The following is a 25,844-nucleotide window of genomic DNA, read 5'->3' as shown; positions in this document are numbered from 1 at the left end:
TTCCTCCTATCATAATAGACGACGCTCATGAGCAGAAAGTTTCAATTACGAGGAAGATTCATACGGGTAGTGTCCACATTCTTGATAAAGAAGTAAATCAAGAAGTGACCTCCACCTAACAGAAGCAGTATATATGGAATTCCGGTTTCCGGAGGGATCCATGTGATTGCTAATAGGAAGACGATTATAGAAACCACTCTTCCTAAATTCAAAAACAATTCACGAACAACAATATACTCGATCCGCATTTCTCCAGCATTCCACGACTTCCCAATGACATCATAGGTCAATGATAAATAAGGGACATATAACATCGGGAAGAAAACACCGGCAATCGCTGCATACAAGAGCAGCATCGGCATGGTATCACTCACTAATAAAATCAACACATTCAAGTACAGACAAAGTCCTGCCAGGAATATTGCTTTCTTTCTTCTCCTTGGTTTGACGATTCTGCTCACTAAGAAATAACATAAAAAAGAAAAACCTGAATACACAAGGTTGAATACCCCGAGCGACAGTTCATCTTTTGTCATCAAAAAGATCCAAATCGACACAGCAAAGAGGAATGTTCCTTCTCTGAACCCCTGAGAAACATGGGCATTCAGGATACGCTTCCAATTCGGGTTGTTTTTCCGCTCATGGACAATCCTTCTGAACGAAAAGTTTCCTCTGGCTTTTCTTCTCGATAAGCCAAGGCTCACAATCACCGCCACTATGAACAAACTGAATGAAATTGAAAAAATAACCGTATAACCAGTAAAGTTATTCAACCTCGAGATTATAAACCCCGCTAATATCGGTCCACTCATCCCCCCCAGGGACTGAAGCACACCTAAAAACCCGTTGAAAAAATCTCTCGTTTCAGGCTCAGTAATTTCAAATGTCAGTACATTATAAGCAAGCCAATAAAACCCGTATCCGACACCCAACAATGCACCTAACATAATATTAAACGTAGCCGCTCTTTCTCCCACTAGAAGAACTGTCATAAAAAACAAGGATAAAACAGTTACACCTGTCCTCAATACGATTACCCGGTCGATCTTCTTTGCACATTTTCCTGCAAAAATGAAGGTCAATGGCTGCAATACATAAATGCTTAGATTGTACAGGGCAATGTCCGTATAACTGTTGGATTGTTTCCATAAGTAGATGTTCACAAATGTACTGGATAAAAATATACCTAGGGAGTATAAGCCTCCTATCAGAAGCAGCAACAACAAATCTTTTGATACATTTTCGTGGCCCAGCCACGCCCTCAGCTTACTCACCATACCCATGTCTCCTTTGTGTTCTTTCCTAGTGTTGTCAGAACAAAAGGAGATATACAAAAAGAGAGGCATGGATTTAAATCCATGCCTCTCAGGTAAAATCGATTATTTAGCTGCGTCGAAGCGCTTTGCTACTTCGTCCCAGTTGACAACGTTCCAGAATGCAGAAACGTAGTCAGGACGACGGTTTTGATAATTCAGGTAGTATGCGTGCTCCCAAACATCTAAACCTAGGATTGGAGTTTTGCCCTCCATCAGTGGAGAATCTTGGTTCAACGTGTCAATGACTTCAAGGTTGCCGTTGTTTACGACTAACCAAGCCCAGCCAGATCCAAAACGGCCTTTTGCAGTCGTTTCGAATTTCTCTTTGAATTGATCAAAGCTGCCGAACGCATCGTTAATTTGAGTAGCCAAATCACCTGTCGGCTCACCGCCGCCGTTCGGGGACATGATTGTCCAGAACAAGCTGTGGTTCGCGTGACCGCCACCGTTACGGCGAACTGCTGTACGGATATCTTCCGGTACAACAGAAATGTTGTTTGCAAGAAGCTCCTCTAATGATTTGTCTTGAAGGTCAGCATGTCCTTCAAGAGCATTGTTCAGCTTCGTTACATAGCCATTGTGGTGCTTCGTATGGTGGATGTTCATTGTTTCCTTGTCGATAGTTGGTTCAAGTGCATCATAAGCGTAAGGTAATTCTGGTAGTTCAAATTTAGCCATTGTAAAACTCCTCCTTTAAAGTTATATGTAAAACTAGTAAATCATGGTTTCCATGACTTCTCAATTTTACATTATCAAACGACCTTAATACTTGCAAATTATTTGCAAGTGAATAAAGAAGTTTCTTTAACTCCCGCTATTAAGAATTCCCTTGTTAGTGAATTTCAAACATAAAAAAATAACAAGCCTCTGCTTGTTATACTTAAATGGTGGCTCGGGACGGAGTCGAACCGCCGACACACGGAGCTTCAATCCGTTGCTCTACCAACTGAGCTACCGAGCCTTATTGATTTGTTCACTTATAATGAAAGTGGCGGAGGAGGAGGGATTCGAACCCCCGCGGGGCGTTAACCCCCTGGCGGTTTTCAAGACCGCTCCCTTCAGCCAGACTTGGGTACTCCTCCGTAGACATATAAGTGGTGGACCCTGCAGGACTCGAACCTGCGACCGATCGGTTATGAGCCGATAGCTCTAACCAGCTGAGCTAAGGGTCCACATGGGGCGGCTGATGGGAATCGAACCCACGAATGCCGGAACCACAATCCGGTGCGTTAACCACTTCGCCACAACCGCCATGATTTATGTTTAGGTATGTATATGGTGGCGGCGGAGGGGATCGAACCCCCGACCTCACGGGTATGAACCGTACGCTCTAGCCAGCTGAGCTACACCGCCGAATTAAGTATGTGTCGCGTTGAAGCGACAATTAATAATATACCATGGTATCCTTTTTCCGTCAACAGCTTTTTTTGAGCCGTTTTTTTGCGACAAAAATAATATAGCATGGACCAGGACACCTTTCAAGGACTTTTGCCAATTATTTTCGAATAAATGTACATATACAAGTATCACGTAATCTTTTACTTCATATAACAAGACCTATCTTTTTCTTAGTTTGTTTTTTGCATCCTCGCCACCTGTTATCTATTCATAGATAGTGGTTAAAAAAAGAGCAGTTGCTTGCCAGCAACTGCTCATCTATTTATAAACTTTCTTTTTCACCTAGAACTTCTTCAGCAATGTTTACAGCATGATCACCGATACGTTCCAAGTTGCTCAACATATCAACGAAAACAATACCAGCCTGTCCAGTACATACCCCTTCATTCAAACGAATGATGTGTTTTTTACGGAAAGTGCGCTCCATTCGGTCCAGTTCATTCTCTTTTTGGACAACAGAAAGGGCTTCTTCCCGATCCATGGTTTGAAGGGCTCTGGTCGCTTGCTTAACGGTCATTAACGTCAAGTTGAACATTTCATTCAAATCATTTGTCGCTTGGTCCGTCAGGTGTACTTTATTGGAATTTCTATAATCGATCAATTCTACAATATTTTCAAAGTGGTCACCAATACGCTCTAAATCACGTACGGAATCCATCAATGCGGTATGCTTTTGACTTTCTTCATCAGAAAGTGACGCTTGGGATAGTTCTATAAGATAATCTGTAATTTTTCTATCTAAGTTATTTAAAGCATCCTCAATCTGCAATGCAATTTCAGAATGTTTTTGTTGTTTGTTGTTAAGATAAAGGCTCGTTTCTTCTAATCCTTTATAAGCATATTCACCCATACGTACCACTTCTTCTTTCGCTTGATCCAGGGCAAGGGAAGGAGACTGTTGGATAAAGATTGGATCCAAGTGTTTAGGCTTAAACTCAATCAAAGAGTCATCTCCTGGTACAAGTTTAACAACAATCCACGCTAAAACAGCTACGAACGGGAATTGAACAATCGTATTCGCAATGTTGAATGAGCCGTGAGCAAACGCTATGGTCATCTCCGGCCCAAGATCCATTTGCCCCTGAAGCCAGCTCACATATGCCGTGAATGGTTTTAGAAGTAAAAGGAAAACAGTAGCTCCTAACACGTTGAAAATGACGTGAACAAAAGCTGCCCGCTTCGCTCCTACACTTGCACCGATAGCCGCCAATACAGCTGTAATTGTTGTACCGATATTGTCACCGAATAATACAGGCAAAGCAGCATCCAAATTCACAAGCCCTTCACCGAATAACCCTTGCAAAATACCGATTGTAGCACTGGAACTTTGGACAATGACCGTAAATAATGTTCCGATCACCACACCCAAAATCGGGTTTTCACTCATGCTCACCGTTAATTCTTGGAAAGCTTCCAAAGAACGAAGAGGTTTCATTCCGCCACTCATCGTTTCTAAACCGAAGAACAACGCCCCAAGGCCAAATAGCGTCTGCCCGAAATTCGTTGCCTGCTTGTTCTTAAAGAAGAATATTAAAAAGGCACCGATTGCCAAGATAGGTAGACCATATTCTTTAATATCAATACCAATAATAAATGCCGTCATAGTGGTCCCGATGTTCGCTCCCATAATGACACCGATCGCCTGACGGAAGGTCATGAATCCAGCATTCACCAAACCTACTGTTAATACGGTAGTCGTTGAACTACTTTGTACAAGCATAGTGACGACAGCACCAGCGATGACTCCCATTAATGGGTTGCTTGTGAAACGGTCAAGCATCTCTCTTAATCGATCGCCAGCTACTTTCTGCAAGCCGTCTCCCATGTACTTGATACCAAAAAGGAAGATCCCCAATCCTCCAATAAATTCAAAAATCATTTGTTGAACATTAATATCCAAAAAATGTACACCCTTTCTTCATCCAAGTTTCTCTTCTCTCTTTATTCAAACACTTACCTATTATTAACGAAACAGTTTTATTTTGTAAAGATATAGATCTGAACTTTACAATAAATTTACACTTACTACATACTGCGGTAAAATCCTTTTGTTATTGAACAACAAAAAAGCAAGTACCTATTCAGGCACCTGCTTTCTGTTGCTGTCATTCTTTTATTTTGAAAGTTTCTTTACTAAAATCTTCGTGCCGTCAACAGACACGACCTGGACTTCATCTTCTTTCTTAATCCATTGGCCATTGGAAACCGCGCTGTACTCTTCCCTATCAATCTGCACCGTACCGACAGGCCTCATATCTGTCAGTGCTTTCCCTTTCTTATTTACAAGCTCTTGATAGGTATCTTTCATGGAGTTATATCCCATTTCAGATGATAACTGATCCATGAGCGTAATCTTCGACCAAACATCCCGCTTCTCGAATACCTTTAAAAATATTAATGAAGAAAAACCTCCAAAGACAACACCGATGACACTGTACAGGCCCGCCACCCAGTTAGGTGCGCTGAACCCTACTGCTATGATCATGACCGTTGCACCTATAGTTGCAAGAGTCCCATCATTGACCACTTTACCATCAATCACTATGAGCAGAAGACCAAAGAAGTACACGAGCATCATCAGAATAATCATTTGTGGTTCCAGATAGGTAGAAAAAAATACAGTGATGAAACCTAATCCAAGTACAGCAAAAATCCCCCTCATATTCACCAATAGTTCACCGATCAGGAACATCGTCCCTAAAAATGTGATGATGAAAGCCATCCAATCATATGAAAGCACGTATTAATCACCCTCTCTAATCCATTCCTGTTATATGTACGTATTTAGATAGTCACCGGTTTCGTTTTTAATAATAAAAATACTTTAATATACATGTCTCACTTCATTCAACCCACTGTCAGTTCAATGTTTCACAAGCCCTTCATTTGAAAGACTTCTTAAAATTGTATGACCATGATATAATTTGATAAGCTTTAATGGATGCAAAATATATATGAAATGGGCTCACTTCAATACACTTGACTTCTCATTTCATGCAAAAGCCCTTATAATGAAGATTGGCAATTCATAAAGAACCCTTTTTTTTATGGATAGATAAAGGAGCGATTACTAATGGCAATTACTCACAGAAAAGATACTCGTCCTGTAAGGGTCGGTGACGTTACTATAGGTGGCGCTGATGAAGTCGTCATCCAATCCATGACAACTACAAAAACACACGATGTGGAAGCTACAGTGGCTGAAATTAAGCGGCTTGAAGAAGCAGGCTGCCAGATCGTACGTGTAGCATGTCCTGATGACCGTGCAGCTGATGCAATTCCTGAAATTAAAAAACGTATCAACATCCCATTGGTTGTTGACATTCACTTCGATTATAAGAAAGCATTGAAAGCCATCGAGGGTGGAGCTGATAAAATCAGAATCAACCCTGGGAATATTGGTAAAAGGGAAAAAGTTGAGGCTGTGGTCAAAGCAGCGAAAGCAAAAGGAATTCCGATTCGTATCGGAGTTAACGCTGGTTCCCTCGAACGTCATATTCTAGAAAAATACGGCTATCCAACGGCTGATGGCATGGTTGAAAGTGCCCTGCACCATATCAAGATACTCGAAGATTTGGATTTCCACGATATCATCGTATCGCTTAAAGCGTCTGATGTTAAATTGGCAATCGAAGCATACGAGAAAGCGGCTGAAGCATTCGATTATCCAATCCACCTGGGGATCACTGAATCAGGTACTTTATTTGCTGGTACTGTAAAGAGTGCGGCAGGCCTCGGGGCTATCTTAAGTAAGGGTATCGGAAGTACGGTACGAATCAGCTTGAGTGCCGATCCCGTTGAAGAAGTCAAAGTGGCTAAAGAATTATTGAAATCGTTCGGCCTTGCATCTAATGCAGCGACACTGATCTCATGTCCGACTTGCGGACGTATTGAAATCGATTTGATTTCAATTGCAAACGAAGTTGAAGAATATATCCAAACGATCAAAGCTCCAATTAAAGTAGCCGTACTAGGATGTGCAGTTAACGGTCCTGGTGAGGCTCGTGAAGCTGACATCGGAATTGCAGGTGCGAGAGGCGAAGGACTACTTTTCCGCCACGGAGAAATCATTCGTAAAGTTCCTGAAGACATCATGGTTGAAGAACTGAAAAAAGAAGTCGACAAATTGGCTGAGGAACATTATGAAAAAGAGCGTAAAGAAAAAGAAGAACAACAGCAAAACGCATAAAAAAGTGGACCTTTTAAAGGTCCACTTTTATTTTGTTTGAAACAGAATGGTTAAATCAAGTTATAGATCGGGGCGAAGAATAAAGAAAATGCTATAGAGATCACACTAATGATGATCGCCATATTCCCTAATGTATCTGCCCCACGTCGTTTACCTACGATTCCTAAGATGATTCCCGCTGCTCCCAAAATCAACGGAGCAAAGAAAAAGGATAGAATGGCTGCAGTAAGTCCTAACCACCCCATACCCACTTTCACATCATCTTCCATCGTGGTTTCTTGTTCTTCCGATTTAATCGGCTCATGAATTGGAGTTACTGCTGCTTCTTGAGCAAACTCTTCTTCGTAACTTTCGCCATAAACGGGTTGATTCGGGCCACGCCCATGATCATCAACTTCTTCTGCTACTTGTTCAAGCTCATCTCCATGTTCTGGAGCTTTTTCTGTTTCCTGATTCTCAACAGGATTTTCTGGTTCATACATAAGAATTCCCTCACTTTCTGTTTGGAGAATCATGATTAGTATATGAGTAATTCCTTTTTTTAAAGTGCCATTTGATGGCAGGCTATACGATACTTGGATTAATCCCGACTAAACTCCCATAAACGGTTACATTATACTTACAAAAAAGCCCCCATCGTTCTAATTGAACGATGGGGGCTCTGTGAAGAATATGAGCTAGTTTACGAATGCGACTGTTGGATGCGTTTCAGCTTTGTTTTGAATTTCTTTAGCATACCAGCTTTTGGCGTGACCATTTTCCTGTTTATATTGTTCTAATCCGCCCATACCTCTGTGATAGGCTGTCAACGCTTCATCCCAGTTACCATATTCATGATGAAGAAAATCTAAATAAACTAAAGATAATTGCATGGAATAATAAGGATCAAATAAAAGTTCATCTTCATATGGTAAACCGGCCATGTCCGCAATCCACGGGGCAGTATTTTTCATAAACTGAGACATTCCATAGGCATGGCCATATTTCGTCTCTGGTCCGACTAATTCAGGATCGAAAGTCCCGCCCGTCTCTACCTTTAACAGTTCGTATACGAGGAATGGATCAATTTCATATCGCTTGGACTCTTTAACTAAATATAAAGCCCACGATTTCTTAAACTTTCCATCACTTTCCTGAACGAGACGATCGGCTTTCTTTTCCACTTTCGGCCACGTGTAGAAGCCATTCTTCTTACTTTCCTCAGCCGTTTCTTTTTTTATATAGCTGTACTGCGATTCCAACTGGTTTTTCTCAGCCTTCAGCTCCGCATTCTTATCCTTCAGTTGCTGATTTCGATCAGCGAGCGTTTGCTGGTCCTCTTCTTTTAACTGGTCCACAGTGAAAAAAGTAACAACCACAAGCATCAACGCTATAAACGCTTGTAAATACGAATTGGTGTATTTCATTCTACTCACTCCTTTGCTTTTTGAATCGAAATGATACTTTCGACCAATATGCCTCTGGACCCATTGGCTTATATTAACCCAACACCTTCGCCATTGCAATCGAAAAACTCTATGTATAAATATTGAGAAAACACATATGTTTCTTAATTATCATATGGTGTACAGATGACATCGGGAAAGGGTGCATAAGACAATGAAAAATGTGGCACAACAACTTATTACCCAAAAATTAAAACAGCTAACCACCTCAGACATCATTTATTATAGTAAAAAGTATAATATCCCCATCTCAAAAGCCGAAGCTGAAGCGATTATTCGTGCATTGAAAAAAAACAAAGAAAATCCATTTGACTCAGATGGAAGGAAGCGGATGTTAGGAAAACTTGCTTCGATCACTTCTAAAGACACCGCAAGAGCTGTAAATAAAATACTCATCAAATTAGCTAAAGAATATGGTGTAGACCATTGGTTGGAATAATGGTCCCCCAGCAAAAAAAGAGCCGGGTAAGTCCATGAAGTAGAATTTTGTAATCCCCTCCCAAAAAAATTTCACTCTCACCCCTGTTGTTTTCCATGAAAGAAAGCAAAAGCTTTCCCCATAAAAAAAGAAGGATGCAAAGCACCCTTCTTTTTACTGTTCCATAATTTTTTCTTTTAATTCGTTATCAAATGTCCCCTCTTTTATCATGTCAATTTCAAAACGATATGGAGGTTTTTTATTCTTCTTATCCTCTCCAACATATGGAGTTTCAAGGATTTTAGGCAGTTCTTTCAATTGCGGATGGTGGATCACCTTATGCAGAGCCTCAAATCCGATGTGCCCAAAACCTATGTTTTCATGGCGGTCCTTTTGAGCTCCTTGTTCATTCTTACTATCGTTAACGTGAATGACTTTCAAGCGATCAAGACCAACGATTCGGTCGAACTCCTCAAGGACTCCATCAAAGTCTTCCCTCACATTGTAACCTGCATCATGGATGTGACAGGTATCCATGCAGACTGAAAGCTTTTCATTCATTGTAACTCCGTCTATAATTTGTGCAAGCTCATCAAAGCTTCTACCGATTTCAGAGCCTTTCCCTGCCATTGTTTCCAATGCAATTTGGACATTCTGATCTTTATTGAGCACTTCGTTCAGTCCCTCAATGATCTTCGGTAGTCCTTTATCTACGCCTTGACCTACGTGAGAACCAGGATGCAGAACAATCTGTTTCGCCCCAAGAGCCTCTGTACGCTCAATTTCACTTCTGAGAAAATCAACCCCGAGCTGGAACGTTTCCGGCTTCGTAGTATTTCCGACATTAATGATATATGGAGCATGGACCACGATGTCTTCCATCCCGTGCTCTTTCATGTGCTCTAAGCCCGCTTCAATATTTAATTCCTCGATGGGCTTTCTTCTCGTGTTTTGAGGAGCTCCAGTATAAATCATAAAGGTGTTGGATCCGTATGCTGCCGCTTCTTCGCTCGCTCCTAACAACATTTTTTTGCCTTTCATTGATACGTGCGACCCTATTTTGACCATGAAATTCCCTTCCTTATTTCTTTCTGTAGCTGTTCCGCTTCAATTTTTTCAAATTTTTATCTGCTTCTTGCTTCATTTTCTTCTTATAGCCCGGCTTAACTTTTTTAGGTTTCCTGACCATCTGCTTCGCTTTTTTCTCTAAATCTGATGTTGTACGCTCTCTGTTCTGACGTTCATTATAGGATTTGACCTCTTTCCATTCTCCATTCTTCACTTCATAGAAGTTGAACGTTAAACCTTTTTTCTCGAGTTTTTGAATCAATGGCAAATCCTGATCGGAGTAAAGGTTGATTGCTGTTCCTTCCATACCCGCTCGAGCAGTACGTCCTACTCGGTGGATATAAAATTCTTCTTCCTTCGGCATTTGAGCATTGATGACGTGACTGACTCCTTGAATATCAATACCTCGTGAGGCAAGGTCTGTAGCCACAATATACTGGTAACGTAAATTTTGCAGCTCTTTAAGCATCCGTTTACGTTCTCGCGGGGAAAGGCCGCCATGTAAAACGCCTACTTTCAACCCTCGGCTGATCAAATCATTTGCCAACTCATCAGCTAAATCTTTCCCATTCGTAAAGATGATGGCCAAGTAAGGTTGAATCGCTTTTGTTATATCCATAATCACGTCTGCATAATCTTTATGACGCAGCGGTATCAAACGGTGCTCCATCGATTCAGGAGACGGTTTATTATCCTCAATTTGAATCTGTGTCGGATTCGTCAAATATTTATTTAAAAACGGCTTCAGGCGTTCAGGAATCGTTGCAGAGAAGACCATGATTTGTACTTCCTGATCCATACGGACTAAAATTTGGTCAACTTCTTCGATAAAGCCCAAATCAAGCATCAAATCTGCTTCATCCAACACGAAGCTCTTCGCTTGATACAAGTCGATCGCTTCTTCTTTAACCATATCCAGGATCCGTCCTGGAGTGCCCACAACGATATGTGGAGGGTTGGCGGATAGTTTATCAACCATTTTTTGCTTATCCGTGCCTCCAATAAGAAGCTTCGAACGCCATATTTGATCTTTTCCAGCAAACTGAATAGCTTTTTTAACTTCCTCGTGTATTTGTATGGCCAACTCTCTAGTCGGAGCAGTGATGACAAATTGTACATGATCTGCATCTTCCTCCAGCTGGCAAAACAGAGAAAGCAAATAAGCGTGGGTTTTTCCTGATCCTGTGTGAGATTGTCCAATCAGGCTCTCTCCTCGAAGAGCCGCTGGAATGACTTGTTGTTGGATCGGTGTAGGATCTTGGAACCCAAGACCCTCTACCATCTCACTGACTACAGGAGTGATAGCGAATTGTTCAAATGTATGTTTACTCATAATTGTACCCCTTTAATGTATATTGTCCCTATCTTATTATAATAGAGGTTAAAGAGAAATGCACGAAACGATGAAGAGAGATGAAGAATCTTTGTCATATGGTAGTTTAGGCTTTATAATGGGAAATGGAATTGGAATAGAGATCCTGATGGGGATGTACAAAAGAGGAGGACGTAATAGCATGGAAGTCATCAAAATCGCACCTCGCGGTTATTGTTACGGCGTAGTAGATGCTATGGTCATCGCACAAAACGCAGCCAAAGACCCGAATTTACCACGACCGATATATATCCTGGGCATGATTGTTCACAACGCTCATGTAACAAAAGCTTTTGAAGATGAAGGTATAATTACTGTAGATGGTAAGAATCGCAGCGATATGTTGGAGGGAATCAATGACGGGACAGTCATTTTCACCGCCCACGGCGTATCGCCGGAGGTAAAAGAACGTGCAAAAGCAAAAGGTCTTATGACGCTGGATGCTACTTGCCCGGATGTGACCAACACCCACAACTTGATTCGTAAAAAAGTTGCAGAAGGCTTTGAAATCATTTATGTAGGAAAGAAGGGTCACCCTGAACCTGAAGGGGCCATGGGAGTTGCACCAGGAAAAGTCCACTTAGTGCAGACTGAAGAAGATGTTGAAAACTTGGAATTGAATCATGACAAACTGATGATTACAAACCAAACAACCATGAGTCAATGGGATGTCTATGACGTCATGGAGAAAGCAAGAGAAAAGTTCCCACAGTTGGAAAAACAGCAGGAAATCTGCATGGCTACACAAGTCCGTCAAGAAGCTGTTTCTGAACAAGCAAAAGAAGCTGACCTAACCTTGGTTGTAGGAGATCCTATGAGTAACAACTCCAACCGCCTCGCACAAGTTTCTAAAGAAAAAGCAGGAACAGAAGCCTACCGTATTTCTGATGTCACTGAAATTCAACTGGAATGGCTTGAAGGTGTAGAAAAAGTGGCAGTCACAGCAGGCGCATCTACCCCGACGCCGATTACAAAAGAAGTGATTAAATTCATCGAACAATTTGATCACGAGGATGAAGATACCTGGATCCGTGAATCCAAAGTAGAACAAAAGAAAATTCTGCCTCGTGTCAAAGCTAAAAAGAAAGCTAAAAAATAACACTAAAAGGTGCTGGCCCCGAAGGTCCAGCACCTTTTTCATGAATGAACATCAAACAAATTTAAATGGTTCAGTATCAGCTTCAGAAATGAAAACTTTCAATTGCTGGTCCTGGTTGCACTCTCTTTCAATAAATTCACCAATGACCGGGCATACAAGCTTCTCTACGTGGTGTCCGGGATCGATAACGCTCAAACCCATTTCGTATGCATCTTGAGCCATATGGAATGTCATGTCCCCTGTAATATATACATCTGCACCGTTGCGTTTCGCCTGATGGATATACTTTTCTCCACTTCCACCGAGCAAAGCGACTTTTTGCACTTTCTTGTTTTCATCTCCCACAAACCTCAAGGATGGAACAGAGTATTCTTCTTTTACATGCTCACATAACTCTTTTAACGTTACTGAATTTGGCAGTAATCCTATACGACCGACACCTTGAGACTCCCCTTCATTCAATAAAGGATACAAATCGTATGCCACTTCTTCATAAGGATGCGCATTCTCCATAGCTTGTAACACAACTGATAACTTTGCCTTTGGAACAATGGTTTCCACTCTTTTCTCAGAAACCTTTTCCAACTCACCTGCTTGGCCTATATAGGGATTTGTGCCATCTTGTGGTTTAAACGTACCTTCGCCGGAAAGCTGGAAAGTACAATGACTATAATTGCCTATGTGACCTGCCCCTGCTTCACTGATTGCATCTCTTAAGAGATCCGCATGGCTTTCAGGCACAAAGACTGTCAATTTGACCAAATCTTCCTTTCCTGTCTCTAACAGGGGCCTGACCTCTTCTAACTGCAGTGCCTCAGCCATCACATCGTTCACCCCACCTTTCGCTACATCCAAATTGGTGTGAGCTGCATAAACAGTGATATCATGTTGAATCAGCTTTTTAACAACACGGCCTTTAGGGGTATCAAAGTTGATTTGATTCAATTTGACAAACAATAGAGGGTGGTGAGCAATAATCAAGTCTATCCCTTTTTCTATAGCTTCATCGACCACATTCTCTAATACATCCAGCGTTACCATAATATTTTTTACAGGTTTATTTAATGAGCCAACCTGCAACCCTACGTTGTCCCAGTCGAATGCTAAATGTTTCGGGGACCACTGTTCGAATTTTCGAATGATTTCCTGAGCAGTAAGTGTTTGTTGCATTACGCAAGAACCTCCTTCAACCAAGTAATCTCTTTCTTCAATTGAACAATCTTTTCTTCATCCACTTGAGAAGAACGTTGGACTTGCTCTAAAATATATTGTTTCTTCTCAAGTTCAGCTCTGCATTTTTGATGGAACGTTTGATCATTCTTTTTTAGAAGATGCGGACCCAGCCACAACTCCTTCTCAATTTGCTCAGTTTCGTATCCGGAAAGGGGATCTCCTTTTTCAGCTACCAAAACCTCGTAAATATGCCCATTTTCTTCAAGGATTTCTTCTTCCTTTAAGGCATATCCCTGTTCTTTAAACCAGATCCTCAAGGACCTTGCATCGATATTTGGTTGAACGATGATACGGTCCACAGCACCTAATTTGTCTTTCCCTTCATCGAGAATGTCCCGAATCAAAGGGCCCCCCATACCTGCAATGACAATTTGGTTCACTTCGTTTTCTTCTAAGACTTGCAATCCATTCCCTAATCGGACGTCAATCCGATCTGAAAGGTTATGTGCATTGACCTCATTCAATGCACTCTGATACGGTCCTTCATTCACTTCTCCTGCTATCGCTTTTGCTTTTTCATCTCTCAAGCATACATAGCAAGGAAGGTAAGCGTGATCGGAACCGATATCTGCAAAGTTAGATTTCTCTGGAAGGAAACTAGCCACTAAGGCTAACCGATTGGATAGTTGATTGACGTTCATAATTTCGACCCTTTCATAAAAAGAAAAGCTTCCTGATAAGACAGAAAGCTTTCATAAGTAACTATTATTTCTTCTCTGCTAACCATTCAGCCAGTTTAGCAGCTTGTTCGCCAGTGTAAAGACCTGCCGGCATAGCGGAGCCTTTACCATTGACGATAATGTCTTTAATCTCGTCAGCAGAATAGCTGCTTCCTACTTTTTGAAGATTTGGACCTGCTCCACCTTCCAAGTTTCCACCATGACAGCTGGAACACTTAGATTGGAACATTTCTTCAGGACTGGCACTTGCTGTTTCTTCTTGTTTTTCTCCGCCACCATGTTCTTCATTCTGAATGGCTTCTCGTTGGTTGATACCAGCTGCAGATACGATGATCATTGTCACGATACCTAGAACAGCAATAATTGCAAATGGAATCACAGGGTTTTTTCTCATTCGTTGTATCCTCCTTATGTATTCCCTCAAATAGTATTCGAGTCTATTCGACTATATTTATTTTACTTGAAAACCACTCTTTATTAAAGGGATAAGATGTGAAAACTTATAAAACAATTAAGATCGTAACTAAAAGCATCCCAATCACACCGGAAATTTGAAGATATTTGATCTTCAATTTCCATCCGATGTAAAACCAAATTAAACTATGGAAGGGGACACTTACAAAGATAGCTGTATTTCCCGCTGAGTAATGGCTGATGACGGAAACAGTCAGTAGTAATGCAATCAAGAGCCCGATAATCAAAGGGAATTGAAAAAACATTGAACGTGCATAGTTTAACCTGATTGCGTGAATGAATGCAATCAATACAAAACTCGACAAAAGCCCTGTTTGCATTATCATGTCCATTTCAGTAAAATAAATGACAAGAAATGAAAGGGGTAACAAAATCAGGGTTAAAACCAGGAATACAGCACTAATAGGAGAGCTGCGTGGTTTCTCTAAAACAGCCGCTTGTTTCCCATCATGGCTTCCATCGCCTTCTGAGTATAAAGCTAATAGATAATCGCAATATTCAGCAGGTAAGAGGCGGTTTGTCTTCCAATACTTGATTTCATTAATAATCGTTTGTTTACGGTCATCAGCCATGACATCACCCCGGAAATAATATAAAACTCAGGCTACCATTTCGTTTGTAGAAACGATGGCACCCTGAGCTAAAAAGTTTGTTTATTCCATGAAATCTTTAAGTCTCTTGCTTCGGCTTGGGTGTCGCAATTTACGAAGAGCTTTCGCTTCAATTTGACGGATTCTCTCGCGAGTAACTCCGAATACTTTCCCTACCTCTTCCAGGGTTCGAGTTCGACCGTCATCCAATCCAAAACGCAGTCTTAATACGTTCTCTTCTCTATCAGTAAGTGTATCGAGAACATCCTCCAGTTGTTCTTTAAGCAGTTCATAGGCTGCATGGTCTGAAGGGGAAGTTGCTTCTTGGTCTTCTATGAAATCACCTAGATGAGAGTCGTCTTCTTCACCAATTGGTGTTTCTAACGATACAGGCTCTTGAGCAATTTTTAAGATTTCACGGACTTTGTCCGGCGTCAATTCCATATCCTGTGCAATTTCTTCTGGTGTCGGTTCACGACCTAAGTCCTGCAGCAATTGACGTTGTACACGAATCAACTTATTGATCGTCTCGACCATGTGCACTGGAATACGAATAGTACGTGCTTGGTCAGCAATCGCACGGGTAATTGCTTGGCGTATCCACCATGTAGCATAAGTACTGAATTTATACCCTTTGCGGTAGTCGAACTTCTCAACCGCTTTGATCAATCCCATATTTCCTTCCTGTATCAGGTCAAGGAAAAGCATTCCTCTACCTACATATCTCTTCGCTATACTGACAACGAGACGAAGGTTAGCCTCTGCTAAATCACGTTTCGCTTCTTCATCACCATTTTCAATCCGCTGTGCCAGACTAATTTCATCTTTGGCAGATAGAAGGTTTACACGGCCGATTTCTTTCAAGTACATACGTACAGGGTCGTTGATTTTGACACCAGGGGGTACACTGAGGTCATTCAGGTCAAACTCTTCTTCTTTATTGAGTTGTTTCATACTTGGGTCTGTGTCTGAATCACCGATTACTTCAATTCCTTGGTCATTCAAATGTTCATAAAATTCGTCCATTTGATCGGAATCCAACTCGAAACTTGAAAGTTTTTCAGCAACTTCCTCATAAGCGAGAACCCCTCGCTTTTTCCCAATTTCTAACACCTGGTCTTTCGCTTGTTCCAGTGTCAGTTCATTTGTATTTTCAGTTTCTTTAGAACGTGATGGCTGTTGTTGCTTATCTGCCATAAGTCCCCCTCCTTCCAACATATCTACACAAACTTCATTAAGTGTTTTTTAACTCTTTTTTACGCTGAATGATTTTCATAGCAATTTCTGCTGCTTTAATCGGTTCATTCTGCTGTTCCGCTCTTTTCAATTCAGCTTCTAATGATTTTATATCCGTACGATCGCTTTGTTCTGCTCGAATATGAGATATATAATCCTGGATTTCCTGGTCTGACACTTCATCACCGACGGGTGCCATAGCCAACTCGACAGCTAAGTTTTTCAGCGACGCATCATCAAGTCTTTCTACAAATTGACTGATATCCGATTCATTACCATCTTCATAATAGGCATAGAGGTGAGTTACGATCACCTGATGATCAGATATGTTGAATGCGCCCCCTATTTCCTCCTGAACTTTATCAGCTATCAAAGGATCTTTCAACATATATGCAATGAGCTTACGTTCTGCATTGTGAAACGCAGGAAGCAACTTATTTTGTATTGATAAACGACTAGTACGATTAGTATATCGATTTTGTCCCTCATTATCCTTTGGCAAAGGCTTTTGTCCACGAATCCTTTGAATATCTTCTTTCAAAGTATCGATTGACATTTCGAACTCTGAGGCAATTTCATTCAGGTAATGCTCCCGCTCTACAGCTCGGTCGAGCATCGCTACCTCTTGTAGTATCTTTTCGATATAAGTGATTCGATCTCCTTCTATTTGTAAGTTGTAATCTCTTTTGAGATAACTCATCATGAAGGACATGTACGTATCACTGGTTTCGATTACTTCCCTTTGGAACCGGTCTCCCCCATGCTTTTGTATAAAGTCATCAGGATCCAGCCCATCGGGAACGCGTGCAATGAATGTTTCACAGCCTACACTCTTCAACAGCTTTGCTGCTTTTGAAGCGGCCTCTACACCGGGACGGTCTCCGTCGTAGCAGACGATCACCTTATCTGCATAGCGCTTAAGCAGATTCGCTTGGTTTGTGGAGATTGAAGTTCCCATCGTCCCTACGCCGTTATGAACACCTGCTTGATCAGCAGAGATAACATCTACATAACCTTCAAAAAGGACGACCGTTTTCTGCTTACGTATGGAAGCCCGTGCTAAATCGAAATTGTAAAGGATTCTATTTTTATGAAAAAGCTCTGTCTCGGGGCTGTTCAAATACTTAGGTTCCTGTTCACCCATGGCACGGCCTGCAAAAGCCACCGTTTTCCCTAAGTGGTTTCTAAGTGGAAAAATGACCCGTCCTCTGAAGCGATCTGTATATTCACCATGATCATTGGCGCTGAGCAGCCCTGCTTTCACCATCGTCTGTGGATGGAACCCTTTTTTTTCTAGGAAGGTGACTACAAAGTCTTTCGAGTTCGGCGAAAAACCGATCTGGTACTTTTTAATCGTTTCTTCAGTGAAGCCTCGATCGATCAAGTATTGATAAGCCGCTTTTCCTTCCTTGGAATTTCGGAGCAAGTGATGATACAGCTTTGCGAGCCATTGGTGAGCTTCAAGTATACTCTGAGATTCAGGACTTTGTTTTGAAGAAGGCTCATCATCTGTAATTTGATCAGGCAGGTCGATATCCGACTGCTCTGCCAATTGCTTTACAGCTTGAATGAAAGTATAGCCTTCCAGTTCCATGAGAAAGGTGTACACATTCCCTCCCTTTCCACATCCAAAGCAATGAAAAATTTGCTTATCAGCAGAAACGGAAAAAGAAGGAGTATTCTCGCCATGGAAAGGACAGAGCCCAAAATAATTTCTACCTTGCTTTTTCAGGTCAACATATCCTCCGATGACATCAACGATATCTGTGGATTGACGAATTTCATCTACTTTTTCTTCTGGTATATGTCCAGCCATACGCATCACCATACTAAACAATTATTCGAGGTAGACTACTGAATACCTTCATGTTCAGACAATATTTTTTGTAAGGTCGTTTGGAATTTCTCCCTGTCTTTGTCAGAGAAAGACGAAGGACCTTTCCACTTCTTATTTTTTTTCATTGTCTGTTGACGAATATGCTTGTTCTGCATAATCGTATTGGCATCCTCTTCTTTAACTAGTGTACCTCTTGGGGTCAACACATAAACTCCTTTGGCTGTTAAAAGAACCGCCAGAGAAAGGTCTTGTGTAATGACAATGTCATTCTTTTTTACGTGATTCATGATATAAAGATCGACATTTTGAGAGCCATGGTCCAGAAAGGTCCAGTTTTGCTTCTCTTTATCAATACTATAATGATTGACGGTAGCTATGAACCTGGGAGCAATTCCATAAGAACTGCCAACCTGCATAATTTCCTCTTGAACCGGACAACTATCAGCATCTACCCATAAGATCGGAATATTATTTGACATAGTATTTGTATTTCTACAATCTATCATAGAATCCTTCTAAAAAATGAATGTTTTATTTTTCTGAAAAGTTGCAGCTCTCGTTTACTATGAACCGTGACGTTCACGTCCTCTCTATAACGTGGACCTATACTCCAACTATGAAACATCGTTTTTTTCACAAATAAATATTATAATACATTCCTTTCTATAATGCTATATCTAATTTTACCTAATTTTCATTCTTCCCAACAAAAGTCGCGCTTAATCATAGCGCGACTTTTGTCAATTTGTACTATTCTTGAGCATCTTCCCGTAATTTATTCAAAATGACATTTGCTGTTTCTTCTACCGCTTTATTTGAGACGTCAACAACTTCACATCCGATTCGATCGACGATTCTGTTGAAATGTTCGATTTCCTGTTGGATCCTGTTCATGTTCGCATAACTGGCCTGCTCCCCCAAACCAAGGGAAATCAGCCTTTCTTTTCTTATGTCGTTCAACTTTTCAGCACTTATCTTTAAGCCGATACATTTAGACGGGTCGACACGAAACAACTCAGAGGGAGGGCTCACCTCAGGAACGATCGGCACGTTTGCAACCTTCAAACGTTTATGAGCCAGATATTGAGACAACGGTGTTTTGGATGTACGGGAAACGCCGATCAAAACAATATCCGCCTTCGCAATTCCCCGCGGATCTCTACCGTCATCATAACGGACAGCGAATTCGATCGCTTCCACCCTCTTGAAGTAATCTTCATCCAATTTATGAACTAGTCCTGGTTCCAACCGGGGTTCAATTTTCAGATGATTTTCCATCGCTTCCATCATCGGTCCCATTATATCGACACATTCAACTCCATGCTTTTCAGCTTCAGCGATCAGGTGCTTGCGATATTCAGGTATCACAAGAGTGAAACCGATCATAGCTCCTTGTTCCTTCGCTTGTGCCACGGTTTCATTAATAGTGCCTTTATCTTCAACGTAAGGAATGCGCTGCAATTCAAAAGGACCATCATCGAATTGACTGAGTGCCGCTTTGACAACCAATTCAGCTGTTTCCCCTACAGAGTCTGATACTACATAAATCAACGGTTTCCCCATGCTGCTCCTCCTAGCTATTAAAGGTGTTGATCCCTGGCAAGCTCGACAAGGGCTTTTGTCATATTCGTCTTCGTTAACCTGCCTACCACTTCCATTCCGTCATCTGTATCATGTACTACAGGAAGGGCATCGATCTGTTTTTCTATCAACTTTTGTGCTGCGTCAATGAGAAGGTCATCCTGCCTACAAATCGTAATGTTCGGCATTCTTGTCATAATGATATGAACCGGTATGGATGTGAGATCCTGATTCCCTATACTTGCACGCAGGAGATCCTTTCTCGACAATACCCCCGCTAAATTAGAGGATTCATCGGTGACAAACAATGTACCGACATCCTCTAAAAACATCATGCAGATCGCATCATATACCGAAACGTCCTCCTCAACTACAATCGGAACCGATTGATATTCGGAGACCTTGAATTTTTTAAGTTTTTCCGTCAATAATTCAGAACCTGTTTTACCAGTGAAAAAGTACCCGACCCGAGGTCTTGCATCTAAAAAACCAGCCATTGTTAAAATCGCCAAGTCCGGACGAAGCGTCGCTCTTGTCAAGTTCAACTGATCAGCAATATTCTCACCGGTAATCGGTCCATTTTCTTTTACTATCTGAAGAATCTGTTCTTGCCGGTTGGAGAGTTCCAATCTTTCACCACCCTAATCACTATATGTGACATACTATTTAATTATTATAGCTCATTTTTATAAAAGGGTAAAAGAAGGATACTTAAAACTGCTGTTTCCATTCAATGGCATTAAAGTCAGCATACTTCTTAATGTCGTAGGCAATCGACTTCAGTAAGCCTAAACGGTTGTTTTTAACCTTCACATCTTCAGCCATGACCATTGTTTGATCGAAGAATTCATGGATAGGCGAAGATAGTTCAGAAAGAATCTCCAGCGCTTTGACGGGATCTTCGTTTTCCAAGGCAGCGACATATGGCTCATGCATCGCAGTAAAAGTACTGTACAACTCCGCTTCTGTTTCATTTTCAAACAGCTCAGGATCGACCTCATCCGTTTCTGCTTTTTCAGCTAAGTTCAATACACGCCCCAATGCTTCTTGGATAGGTTTGAACGTCTCGTCTTGACGCTTTTCTACGAGGAGCTTCGCTTTTTCCAAAGTTGTGCTGTAAACATTGATTCCGTTCACTAGTACAGCATCAACCACATCCGGGTCCACCTGTTCTTCACGAAGCAAATATGCGGCTCGCAGGTTAAAGAATTCGTGTAAATCTTTGTTTACCTCTTCTTTAGAACGGGTTGGTAGACTTAATTCCACATAGAAGTTATGAACCAGATCGATAATCTGTTCAACAGGAAGTGACCATCCCAATGTATTCAACGTTTGCAGGATGCCAAGGGCCTGCCTTCTTAACCCATAAGGGTCTTGGGAACCGGTAGGGATGATACCTATAGCGATGCTTCCAACGATTGTATCCATCTTATCCGCAATACTTACGATGGCTCCCACCTTCGATGATGGAACCTCTCCATTGGCATGTCGAGGCATATAATGTTCATTGATCGCAACGGCTACTGCCTCGTCTTCCCCGAACAAGCGTGCATATTTCTCTCCCATAACACCTTGAAGTTCTGTAAATTCATCGACCATTTGAGTGACTAAATCGAATTTACAAATTTCTGCTGCACGTTGAGCTTGAGCCTTCTCTTTATCGTCCAACTCCAGCCAGTCACTTACTTTACCTGTAATTGCCTTGATTCTCTGTACTTTGTCCGCTAATGTTCCGAGCTCTTCCTGGTACACCATACGAGTAAGCTTTTCAAGCTTCTCATCGATGCTCCCTTTTTGATCTTCTTCATAAAAGAATTGAGCATCCTTCAAACGAGCCTTAAGAACTTTCTCGTTCCCCCGGGCTACAGTGTCCAGGTGGCGGTCATCCCCATTTCTCACCCCTACAAAGAAAGGAAGCAAGTCTCCATCTGTGGATCGTACAGGGAAATACCTTTGGTGCTCTTTCATTGAAGTAATCAAAGCCTCTTCAGGTATTTCTAAAAATTCTTCATTAAACGCCCCTGTGAATACTGTCGGCAGTTCAACGAGATTGGTTACTTCATTCAATAGGTCGTCATCGATGACCAAGTTCCATTGTTTTTCTTTTTCTAAATGTAACAGCTGCTCATGAATATTATTTTTTCTTTCATTTAAGGAAGGGATAATGGATTGCTGCTTCAAAACGTCTTCATATTCTGCCGCTGAATGCAAAGCAACTTCTTCACCCAGGAAACGATGTCCAAAGGTCGTTCTACCGGTCGAGATGTTTTCGATGGAAAACGGAATCACTTCTTCACCGAACAAGGCAACCATCCATCGGATCGGACGTGCATAACGTAAGTCATAACTCCCCCAACGCATATTTTTAGCGAATGTCAGGTCCAGAAAGACAGAGCGGAACTCTTTAAGAAGGTTTGCTGTAGATTCCCCTTCAATAAATTTATTGACATGCACATATTCTGTGCCTTTGATCTCTTTGAAGTAAATGTCATCTACATCTTTCCCCTGACCTTTGGAAAAACCTATGGCTGCTTTCGTCCATTCACCTTGATCATCTAAAGCTATTTTTTTAGCTGGACCTTTAGCCTCTTCTTCTATGTCAGGCTGCTTTTCTGCTACTTCAGTTACTTGGACAGCCAGCCTCCTAGGAGTTGCAAAACCCTTGACATCATCGAATGGGATCCGCTGATTTTCGAACCATGCTTTAGTTTTTGACTCCAACTGCTGTAAGGCATCATTGATAAAACGAGCGGGAAGTTCTTCTACTCCTAATTCAAACAATACTGTATTACTCATGGTTTTCATCCTCCTTCTTCAACATCGGGAAACCTAGTCGCTCTCTTTCTTCTACATAAGTTTTAGCGATTTTTCTTGCCAAGTTCCGAACTCTTGAGATATAACCAGTCCGCTCTGTGACACTGATCACACCTTTGGCATCCAATAAGTTGAAAGTATGAGAACACTTCAATACGTAATCATAAGCTGGGAAAACGAGACCTTTTTCCATAATTCTTTCTGCTTCTTTTTCATACGTAGAGAAAAGCTGAAACAGCATGTCTTCATCCGATTCTTCGAAGGTGTAAGTGGAATGTTCATACTCAGGCTGCATGAAAATATCGCCTACAGTTACTCCATCTGTCCATTCCAGCTCAAAAACATTCTCCTTATCCTGAATATAAGAGGCTAAACGTTCTAAACCATAAGTAATCTCTGCAGAGACAGGACGAGCTTCTAATCCCCCTATTTGTTGAAAGTAGGTGAATTGAGTAATTTCCATTCCATCAAGCCATACTTCCCAGCCTAATCCGGCAGCTCCTAATGTAGGGTTTTCCCAGTTATCCTCTACGAAACGGATGTCATGTTTATTAGGATCGATTCCTAATGCTTTCAAAGAATCTAAGTATAGTTCTTGAATATTATCAGGAGATGGTTTCATAATGACTTGGAATTGATGGTGTTGATAAAGCCTGTTCGGGTTTTGACCATACCTTCCATCTGCCGGCCTTCTTGAAGGCTCCACATAGGCAACATTCCAAGGCTCCGGACCTAAACTCTTTAAGAGGGTCATCGGTGACATCGTCCCCGCCCCTTTTTCTGTATCATACGCCTGCATCAAAAGACACCCTTGATCAGACCAGTGCTTTTGTAGTGTCAAGATCATATCTTGAATATTCATACGTTTCCCTCCTCATAGGTATATACATTCATTTCTTCATTCAAGCTGTACGTAAAAAAGCCCCGTCTCTATGCCTGAATAGACATAGGGACGGGGTTTCCGCGGTTCCACCCTATTTGCCTTCCTAAGAAGACCACTTTAACAAAGATGCTCCAGAATGCCTTCACTGAAACGTCAGCACTTGTCTCCCACCATCACAAGCTCGCTATAGCTGCATTTTCCAGTTACTACTTTCCTTCAGCGCAACGTAATATTTGGTATAAAAAATCATACTGAATTCACACTGAATTGTCAATCTGAGAATAAATCCAATTGATTCAGAAACTTTTTGGACTTTAAAAAATAGCCCCCATAACGATCATAATACTCATCCATGATTTTACGGAGAAGTTTTTTATTCGTGTCTTTCATGGATATCTGCCCCAACCTTCTGGCATCCATATGTAAAAACAAACGTAATAATTTAGGTAAAGGCTCACTAAGTCCAAACGCTTCCGGATCTTTATGTTTACAACGGAAGCAGAGCAGACCGCCTTCAACAATTGAAAATGAAAAGGGACCTTCTACATTTCCACAGTTGACGCATTGATCGACGACCGGTGCAAAACCCGCCTTTTTGAATAGTTTGAGTTCATACATCAAGGATAAAATGACAGGATCTTTATCTTCATTCATCCATACCAGTGTCTGTAGAAATTGTTCAAAAATAAAAGGATCTGGTTGTTTTTCATCAATGAGCTTGTCCGTCAACTCTGCCAAATACGATGCATAAGCCGTTTTAACAATATCCTCACGGATGGACCTTAAGGAAGACATCATTTCTCCCTGGCTCAAAGAACCTAACCCAGACCCTATTTGAATCAAAAACATTCCATGGATAAATGGTTGTGTGATTGAAGCCATCCGACTTTTCGGCTTTTTCGCACCACGTGCCATTATCCCGATTTTGCCCTTTTCCCTGGTTAAAAGGGTCACTATTTTGTGCGTTTCCCCATAATCTCTAGTACGTATGACAATGCCTTCAATTTTCTCCAACAAAACGCTCACCTGCTTTAGACATTACAAATTCAGGTCATCCGTTGATTCAATGTCAGTTGAGGAAGCTTCTTGTTCACGAGAGTTCTGATCTTGGGACTCATACTCTTTCATCAATAAATAGGTTTCAACGCTACCTGTCTGCCTGAATACATTCCATGAAAGTTTATCGAGCACAAGAAAACACCGCCTTTCGTATAATCATATCTAAAAGTTGATTACAATTTTAGAATGCTTCCTCAACCTGAAATCATGAGTTATAATTTTTTCCAACTCTTAATATTCGTCTTCTCTATATCCGAAATCACTGAGCTGAATTTGTTTGTTTCTCCAATCTTTTTGAACCTTGACCCATAGTTCAAGATAAACTTTGCTGCCTAAGAGGGATTCGATATCCTTACGCGCCCGCTTACCTATTTCTTTAAGCATGCTGCCTTGTTTACCGATAATGATCCCTTTTTGAGATTTTCTTTCGACTATGATCGCCGCTTGAATATAGACAGCATTTGAATTTTCCCTCGGTTCAATGCCCTCGATGACGACAGCGATTGAGTGAGGTATTTCTTCACGAGTCAGATGCAGCACCTTTTCCCTGATGAATTCACTAATGACAAAACGCTCAGGGTGATCTGTAATCTGATCTTCAGGATAAAACTGAGGCCCTTCGGGCAGGTGCCCCTTTAAAACGTCTATCAAATGATTGACGTTATTCCCTTCCAACGCAGAGATTGGAATGATTTCTTCAAAATCCAGCTTCTCTTTGTATTGTTCGATCAAAGGTAAAAGTTCATCGGGGTGAACTCTGTCAATTTTATTGATAATCAGGAAGACTGGCTGCTGTACGCGTTGAAGTCGATCGATGATAAATTGATCTCCCCGTCCATATCCCTCTTCTGCATTGATCATAAATAAAACCGCGTCTACTTCGTTCAAAGTGTTTTCAGCTACATTGACCATGTAGTCTCCAAGTTTATGCTTCGGTTTATGAATACCAGGCGTATCGATAAAGATGATTTGTGATTCTTTATCCGTCATGACTCCTTGGATCTTATTCCTTGTCGTTTGCGGCTTATCGCTCATAATCGCTATCTTTTCACCAATCACACGATTCATGAACGTGGATTTCCCTACATTCGGTCGCCCTACAATAGAGACGAAACCAGACTTGAATTGTTCTGTCATATTCGATCCTCCAAA

At 41.3% G+C, this 25,844-nt stretch carries 25 protein-coding genes, 5 tRNA genes and 1 other annotated feature; of the genes, 3 read left to right on the top strand and 27 right to left on the bottom strand.

Annotated features, from left to right (window positions below; translation table 11 throughout):
• Window positions 1-41: 41 nt before the first annotated feature.
• The 9 genes from LCL89_RS01625 to LCL89_RS01585 form a co-directional block, all read right to left on the bottom strand.
• Window positions 42-1,277, bottom strand: coding sequence for an MFS transporter (locus LCL89_RS01625; RefSeq protein WP_224807327.1), 1,236 nt, complete (start codon window positions 1,275-1,277; stop codon window positions 42-44).
• 102 nt (window positions 1,278-1,379) lie between these two features.
• Window positions 1,380-1,994 (bottom strand): superoxide dismutase, encoded by a 615-nt coding sequence (locus LCL89_RS01620; RefSeq protein WP_224807325.1) that lies wholly within the window; start codon window positions 1,992-1,994, stop codon window positions 1,380-1,382.
• A gap of 207 nt (window positions 1,995-2,201) precedes the next feature.
• A tRNA-Phe gene (locus LCL89_RS01615) sits at window positions 2,202-2,277 on the bottom strand.
• 28 nt (window positions 2,278-2,305) lie between these two features.
• Window positions 2,306-2,398 (bottom strand) — tRNA-Ser (locus LCL89_RS01610).
• A gap of 13 nt (window positions 2,399-2,411) precedes the next feature.
• Window positions 2,412-2,488, bottom strand: a tRNA-Ile gene (locus LCL89_RS01605).
• Window positions 2,489-2,491: 3 nt separating this feature from the next.
• Window positions 2,492-2,567: transfer RNA gene (locus LCL89_RS01600), tRNA-His, on the bottom strand.
• Between the two features lie 25 nt (window positions 2,568-2,592).
• Window positions 2,593-2,669: transfer RNA gene (locus LCL89_RS01595), tRNA-Met, on the bottom strand.
• A 307-nt stretch (window positions 2,670-2,976) separates the two neighbouring features.
• Window positions 2,977-4,614: a Na/Pi cotransporter family protein gene (locus LCL89_RS01590; RefSeq protein WP_224807324.1), complete on the bottom strand. Its 1,638-nt coding sequence runs from the start codon at window positions 4,612-4,614 to the stop codon at window positions 2,977-2,979.
• Between the two features lie 213 nt (window positions 4,615-4,827).
• On the bottom strand, window positions 4,828-5,436 hold the full coding sequence (locus LCL89_RS01585; protein WP_224807323.1) for an NfeD family protein: 609 nt from the start codon (window positions 5,434-5,436) through the stop codon (window positions 4,828-4,830).
• A gap of 357 nt (window positions 5,437-5,793) precedes the next feature.
• On the opposite strand from LCL89_RS01585, the gene ispG reads away from it, so the two are divergent.
• Entirely contained in the window at window positions 5,794-6,903 is a 1,110-nt protein-coding gene (gene ispG, locus LCL89_RS01580; protein ID WP_197316834.1) for a flavodoxin-dependent (E)-4-hydroxy-3-methylbut-2-enyl-diphosphate synthase, read from the top strand.
• A gap of 50 nt (window positions 6,904-6,953) precedes the next feature.
• On the opposite strand, the gene LCL89_RS01575 is transcribed toward ispG, so the two are convergent.
• Window positions 6,954-7,418 carry a hypothetical protein gene (locus tag LCL89_RS01575; RefSeq protein WP_224807322.1) on the bottom strand — a complete coding sequence of 155 codons (465 nt, stop codon included), beginning with the start codon at window positions 7,416-7,418 and terminating at the stop codon, window positions 6,954-6,956.
• Between the two features lie 162 nt (window positions 7,419-7,580).
• Window positions 7,581-8,309, bottom strand: a complete 729-nt coding sequence (locus LCL89_RS01570; protein ID WP_224807321.1) for a transglycosylase SLT domain-containing protein — start codon at window positions 8,307-8,309, stop codon at window positions 7,581-7,583.
• Between the two features lie 193 nt (window positions 8,310-8,502).
• On the opposite strand from LCL89_RS01570, the gene LCL89_RS01565 reads away from it, so the two are divergent.
• Complete coding sequence (locus tag LCL89_RS01565; RefSeq protein WP_197316475.1) at window positions 8,503-8,787, top strand: DUF2624 domain-containing protein; 285 nt, start codon at window positions 8,503-8,505, stop codon at window positions 8,785-8,787.
• 153 nt (window positions 8,788-8,940) lie between these two features.
• Here the strand turns inward: LCL89_RS01565 and LCL89_RS01560 are convergent, their stop codons facing one another.
• Window positions 8,941-9,834: a deoxyribonuclease IV gene (locus LCL89_RS01560; protein ID WP_224807320.1), complete on the bottom strand. Its 894-nt coding sequence runs from the start codon at window positions 9,832-9,834 to the stop codon at window positions 8,941-8,943.
• Between the two features lie 13 nt (window positions 9,835-9,847).
• Window positions 9,848-11,167 (bottom strand): DEAD/DEAH box helicase, encoded by a 1,320-nt coding sequence (locus tag LCL89_RS01555; RefSeq protein ID WP_197316477.1) that lies wholly within the window; start codon window positions 11,165-11,167, stop codon window positions 9,848-9,850.
• A 181-nt stretch (window positions 11,168-11,348) separates the two neighbouring features.
• Between LCL89_RS01555 and LCL89_RS01550 the strand changes: the two genes are divergently transcribed.
• A complete protein-coding gene (locus LCL89_RS01550) occupies window positions 11,349-12,305 on the top strand; it encodes a 4-hydroxy-3-methylbut-2-enyl diphosphate reductase (RefSeq protein WP_197316478.1) in 957 nt (318 codons plus the stop codon).
• 51 nt (window positions 12,306-12,356) lie between these two features.
• Here LCL89_RS01550 and LCL89_RS01545 read toward each other — a convergent pair whose 3' ends face one another.
• The 14 genes from LCL89_RS01545 to era form a co-directional block, all read right to left on the bottom strand.
• A complete protein-coding gene (locus LCL89_RS01545) occupies window positions 12,357-13,475 on the bottom strand; it encodes a Nif3-like dinuclear metal center hexameric protein (RefSeq protein ID WP_224807319.1) in 1,119 nt (372 codons plus the stop codon).
• The gene (locus tag LCL89_RS01540; RefSeq protein ID WP_224807317.1) at window positions 13,475-14,179 is read right to left on the bottom strand and encodes a tRNA (adenine(22)-N(1))-methyltransferase; all 705 of its coding nucleotides are present in this window, start codon (window positions 14,177-14,179) and stop codon (window positions 13,475-13,477) included. The genes LCL89_RS01545 and LCL89_RS01540 overlap by 1 nt, the downstream gene beginning before the upstream one ends.
• 64 nt (window positions 14,180-14,243) lie before the next feature.
• Entirely contained in the window at window positions 14,244-14,612 is a 369-nt protein-coding gene (gene cccA / locus LCL89_RS01535) for a cytochrome c550 (RefSeq protein ID WP_197316481.1), read from the bottom strand.
• Window positions 14,613-14,718: 106 nt separating this feature from the next.
• On the bottom strand, window positions 14,719-15,264 hold the full coding sequence (locus tag LCL89_RS01530) for a hypothetical protein (RefSeq protein WP_224807316.1): 546 nt from the start codon (window positions 15,262-15,264) through the stop codon (window positions 14,719-14,721).
• Window positions 15,265-15,345: 81 nt separating this feature from the next.
• Window positions 15,346-16,479 (bottom strand): RNA polymerase sigma factor RpoD, encoded by a 1,134-nt coding sequence (gene rpoD / locus LCL89_RS01525; protein WP_197316483.1) that lies wholly within the window; start codon window positions 16,477-16,479, stop codon window positions 15,346-15,348.
• A 37-nt stretch (window positions 16,480-16,516) separates the two neighbouring features.
• Window positions 16,517-18,334: a DNA primase gene (dnaG, locus tag LCL89_RS01520; RefSeq protein WP_224809529.1), complete on the bottom strand. Its 1,818-nt coding sequence runs from the start codon at window positions 18,332-18,334 to the stop codon at window positions 16,517-16,519.
• Window positions 18,335-18,369: 35 nt separating this feature from the next.
• Window positions 18,370-18,834, bottom strand: coding sequence for a YaiI/YqxD family protein (locus LCL89_RS01515; RefSeq protein ID WP_224807315.1), 465 nt, complete (start codon window positions 18,832-18,834; stop codon window positions 18,370-18,372).
• Window positions 18,835-19,105: 271 nt separating this feature from the next.
• On the bottom strand, window positions 19,106-19,918 hold the full coding sequence (locus tag LCL89_RS01510; RefSeq protein WP_197316486.1) for a pyruvate, water dikinase regulatory protein: 813 nt from the start codon (window positions 19,916-19,918) through the stop codon (window positions 19,106-19,108).
• 17 nt (window positions 19,919-19,935) lie between these two features.
• On the bottom strand, window positions 19,936-20,565 hold the full coding sequence (locus LCL89_RS01505) for a helix-turn-helix transcriptional regulator (RefSeq protein WP_197316487.1): 630 nt from the start codon (window positions 20,563-20,565) through the stop codon (window positions 19,936-19,938).
• An 82-nt stretch (window positions 20,566-20,647) separates the two neighbouring features.
• Window positions 20,648-22,732, bottom strand: coding sequence for a glycine--tRNA ligase subunit beta (gene glyS, locus LCL89_RS01500; protein WP_224807312.1), 2,085 nt, complete (start codon window positions 22,730-22,732; stop codon window positions 20,648-20,650).
• Window positions 22,725-23,612, bottom strand: a complete 888-nt coding sequence (glyQ, locus tag LCL89_RS01495; protein ID WP_197316489.1) for a glycine--tRNA ligase subunit alpha — start codon at window positions 23,610-23,612, stop codon at window positions 22,725-22,727. The genes glyS and glyQ overlap by 8 nt, the downstream gene beginning before the upstream one ends.
• An 83-nt stretch (window positions 23,613-23,695) precedes the next feature.
• Window positions 23,696-23,862, bottom strand: a binding site (T-box leader).
• A 41-nt stretch (window positions 23,863-23,903) separates the two neighbouring features.
• Entirely contained in the window at window positions 23,904-24,650 is a 747-nt protein-coding gene (recO, locus tag LCL89_RS01490; RefSeq protein WP_197316490.1) for a DNA repair protein RecO, read from the bottom strand.
• A 21-nt stretch (window positions 24,651-24,671) separates the two neighbouring features.
• Window positions 24,672-24,824, bottom strand: a complete 153-nt coding sequence (locus LCL89_RS01485; RefSeq protein ID WP_197316491.1) for a YqzL family protein — start codon at window positions 24,822-24,824, stop codon at window positions 24,672-24,674.
• 99 nt (window positions 24,825-24,923) lie between these two features.
• Window positions 24,924-25,829, bottom strand: a complete 906-nt coding sequence (gene era / locus LCL89_RS01480; RefSeq protein WP_197316492.1) for a GTPase Era — start codon at window positions 25,827-25,829, stop codon at window positions 24,924-24,926.
• Window positions 25,830-25,844 lie beyond the last annotated feature (15 nt).

The organism is Halobacillus yeomjeoni, from assembly GCF_020171525.1.
Lineage (GTDB): Bacteria > Bacillota > Bacilli > Bacillales > Halobacillaceae > Halobacillus > Halobacillus yeomjeoni.
This window is presented reverse-complemented; position numbering and strand designations above follow the sequence as displayed.

What these genes read in the sequence shown, in the direction of transcription:
- glyQ (WP_197316489.1), bottom strand. Translation starts at nt 23,612, where the DNA reads ATGAATATTCAAGATATGATCTTGACACTACAAAAGCACTGGTCTGAT.
- LCL89_RS01565 (WP_197316475.1), top strand. Translation starts at nt 8,503, where the DNA reads ATGAAAAATGTGGCACAACAACTTATTACCCAAAAATTAAAACAGCTA.
- LCL89_RS01540 (WP_224807317.1), bottom strand. Translation starts at nt 14,179, where the DNA reads ATGAACGTCAATCAACTATCCAATCGGTTAGCCTTAGTGGCTAGTTTC.
- LCL89_RS01560 (WP_224807320.1), bottom strand. Translation starts at nt 9,834, where the DNA reads ATGGTCAAAATAGGGTCGCACGTATCAATGAAAGGCAAAAAAATGTTG.
- LCL89_RS01555 (WP_197316477.1), bottom strand. Translation starts at nt 11,167, where the DNA reads ATGAGTAAACATACATTTGAACAATTCGCTATCACTCCTGTAGTCAGT.
- era (WP_197316492.1), bottom strand. Translation starts at nt 25,829, where the DNA reads ATGACAGAACAATTCAAGTCTGGTTTCGTCTCTATTGTAGGGCGACCG.
- LCL89_RS01625 (WP_224807327.1), bottom strand. Translation starts at nt 1,277, where the DNA reads ATGGTGAGTAAGCTGAGGGCGTGGCTGGGCCACGAAAATGTATCAAAA.
- glyS (WP_224807312.1), bottom strand. Translation starts at nt 22,732, where the DNA reads ATGAGTAATACAGTATTGTTTGAATTAGGAGTAGAAGAACTTCCCGCT.
- LCL89_RS01510 (WP_197316486.1), bottom strand. Translation starts at nt 19,918, where the DNA reads ATGGGGAAACCGTTGATTTATGTAGTATCAGACTCTGTAGGGGAAACA.
- LCL89_RS01570 (WP_224807321.1), bottom strand. Translation starts at nt 8,309, where the DNA reads ATGAAATACACCAATTCGTATTTACAAGCGTTTATAGCGTTGATGCTT.
- dnaG (WP_224809529.1), bottom strand. Translation starts at nt 18,334, where the DNA reads ATGGCTGGACATATACCAGAAGAAAAAGTAGATGAAATTCGTCAATCC.
- LCL89_RS01585 (WP_224807323.1), bottom strand. Translation starts at nt 5,436, where the DNA reads ATGGCTTTCATCATCACATTTTTAGGGACGATGTTCCTGATCGGTGAA.
- cccA (WP_197316481.1), bottom strand. Translation starts at nt 14,612, where the DNA reads ATGAGAAAAAACCCTGTGATTCCATTTGCAATTATTGCTGTTCTAGGT.
- LCL89_RS01575 (WP_224807322.1), bottom strand. Translation starts at nt 7,418, where the DNA reads ATGATTCTCCAAACAGAAAGTGAGGGAATTCTTATGTATGAACCAGAA.
- rpoD (WP_197316483.1), bottom strand. Translation starts at nt 16,479, where the DNA reads ATGGCAGATAAGCAACAACAGCCATCACGTTCTAAAGAAACTGAAAAT.
- LCL89_RS01515 (WP_224807315.1), bottom strand. Translation starts at nt 18,834, where the DNA reads ATGTCAAATAATATTCCGATCTTATGGGTAGATGCTGATAGTTGTCCG.
- LCL89_RS01550 (WP_197316478.1), top strand. Translation starts at nt 11,349, where the DNA reads ATGGAAGTCATCAAAATCGCACCTCGCGGTTATTGTTACGGCGTAGTA.
- LCL89_RS01620 (WP_224807325.1), bottom strand. Translation starts at nt 1,994, where the DNA reads ATGGCTAAATTTGAACTACCAGAATTACCTTACGCTTATGATGCACTT.
- LCL89_RS01530 (WP_224807316.1), bottom strand. Translation starts at nt 15,264, where the DNA reads ATGGCTGATGACCGTAAACAAACGATTATTAATGAAATCAAGTATTGG.
- LCL89_RS01545 (WP_224807319.1), bottom strand. Translation starts at nt 13,475, where the DNA reads ATGCAACAAACACTTACTGCTCAGGAAATCATTCGAAAATTCGAACAG.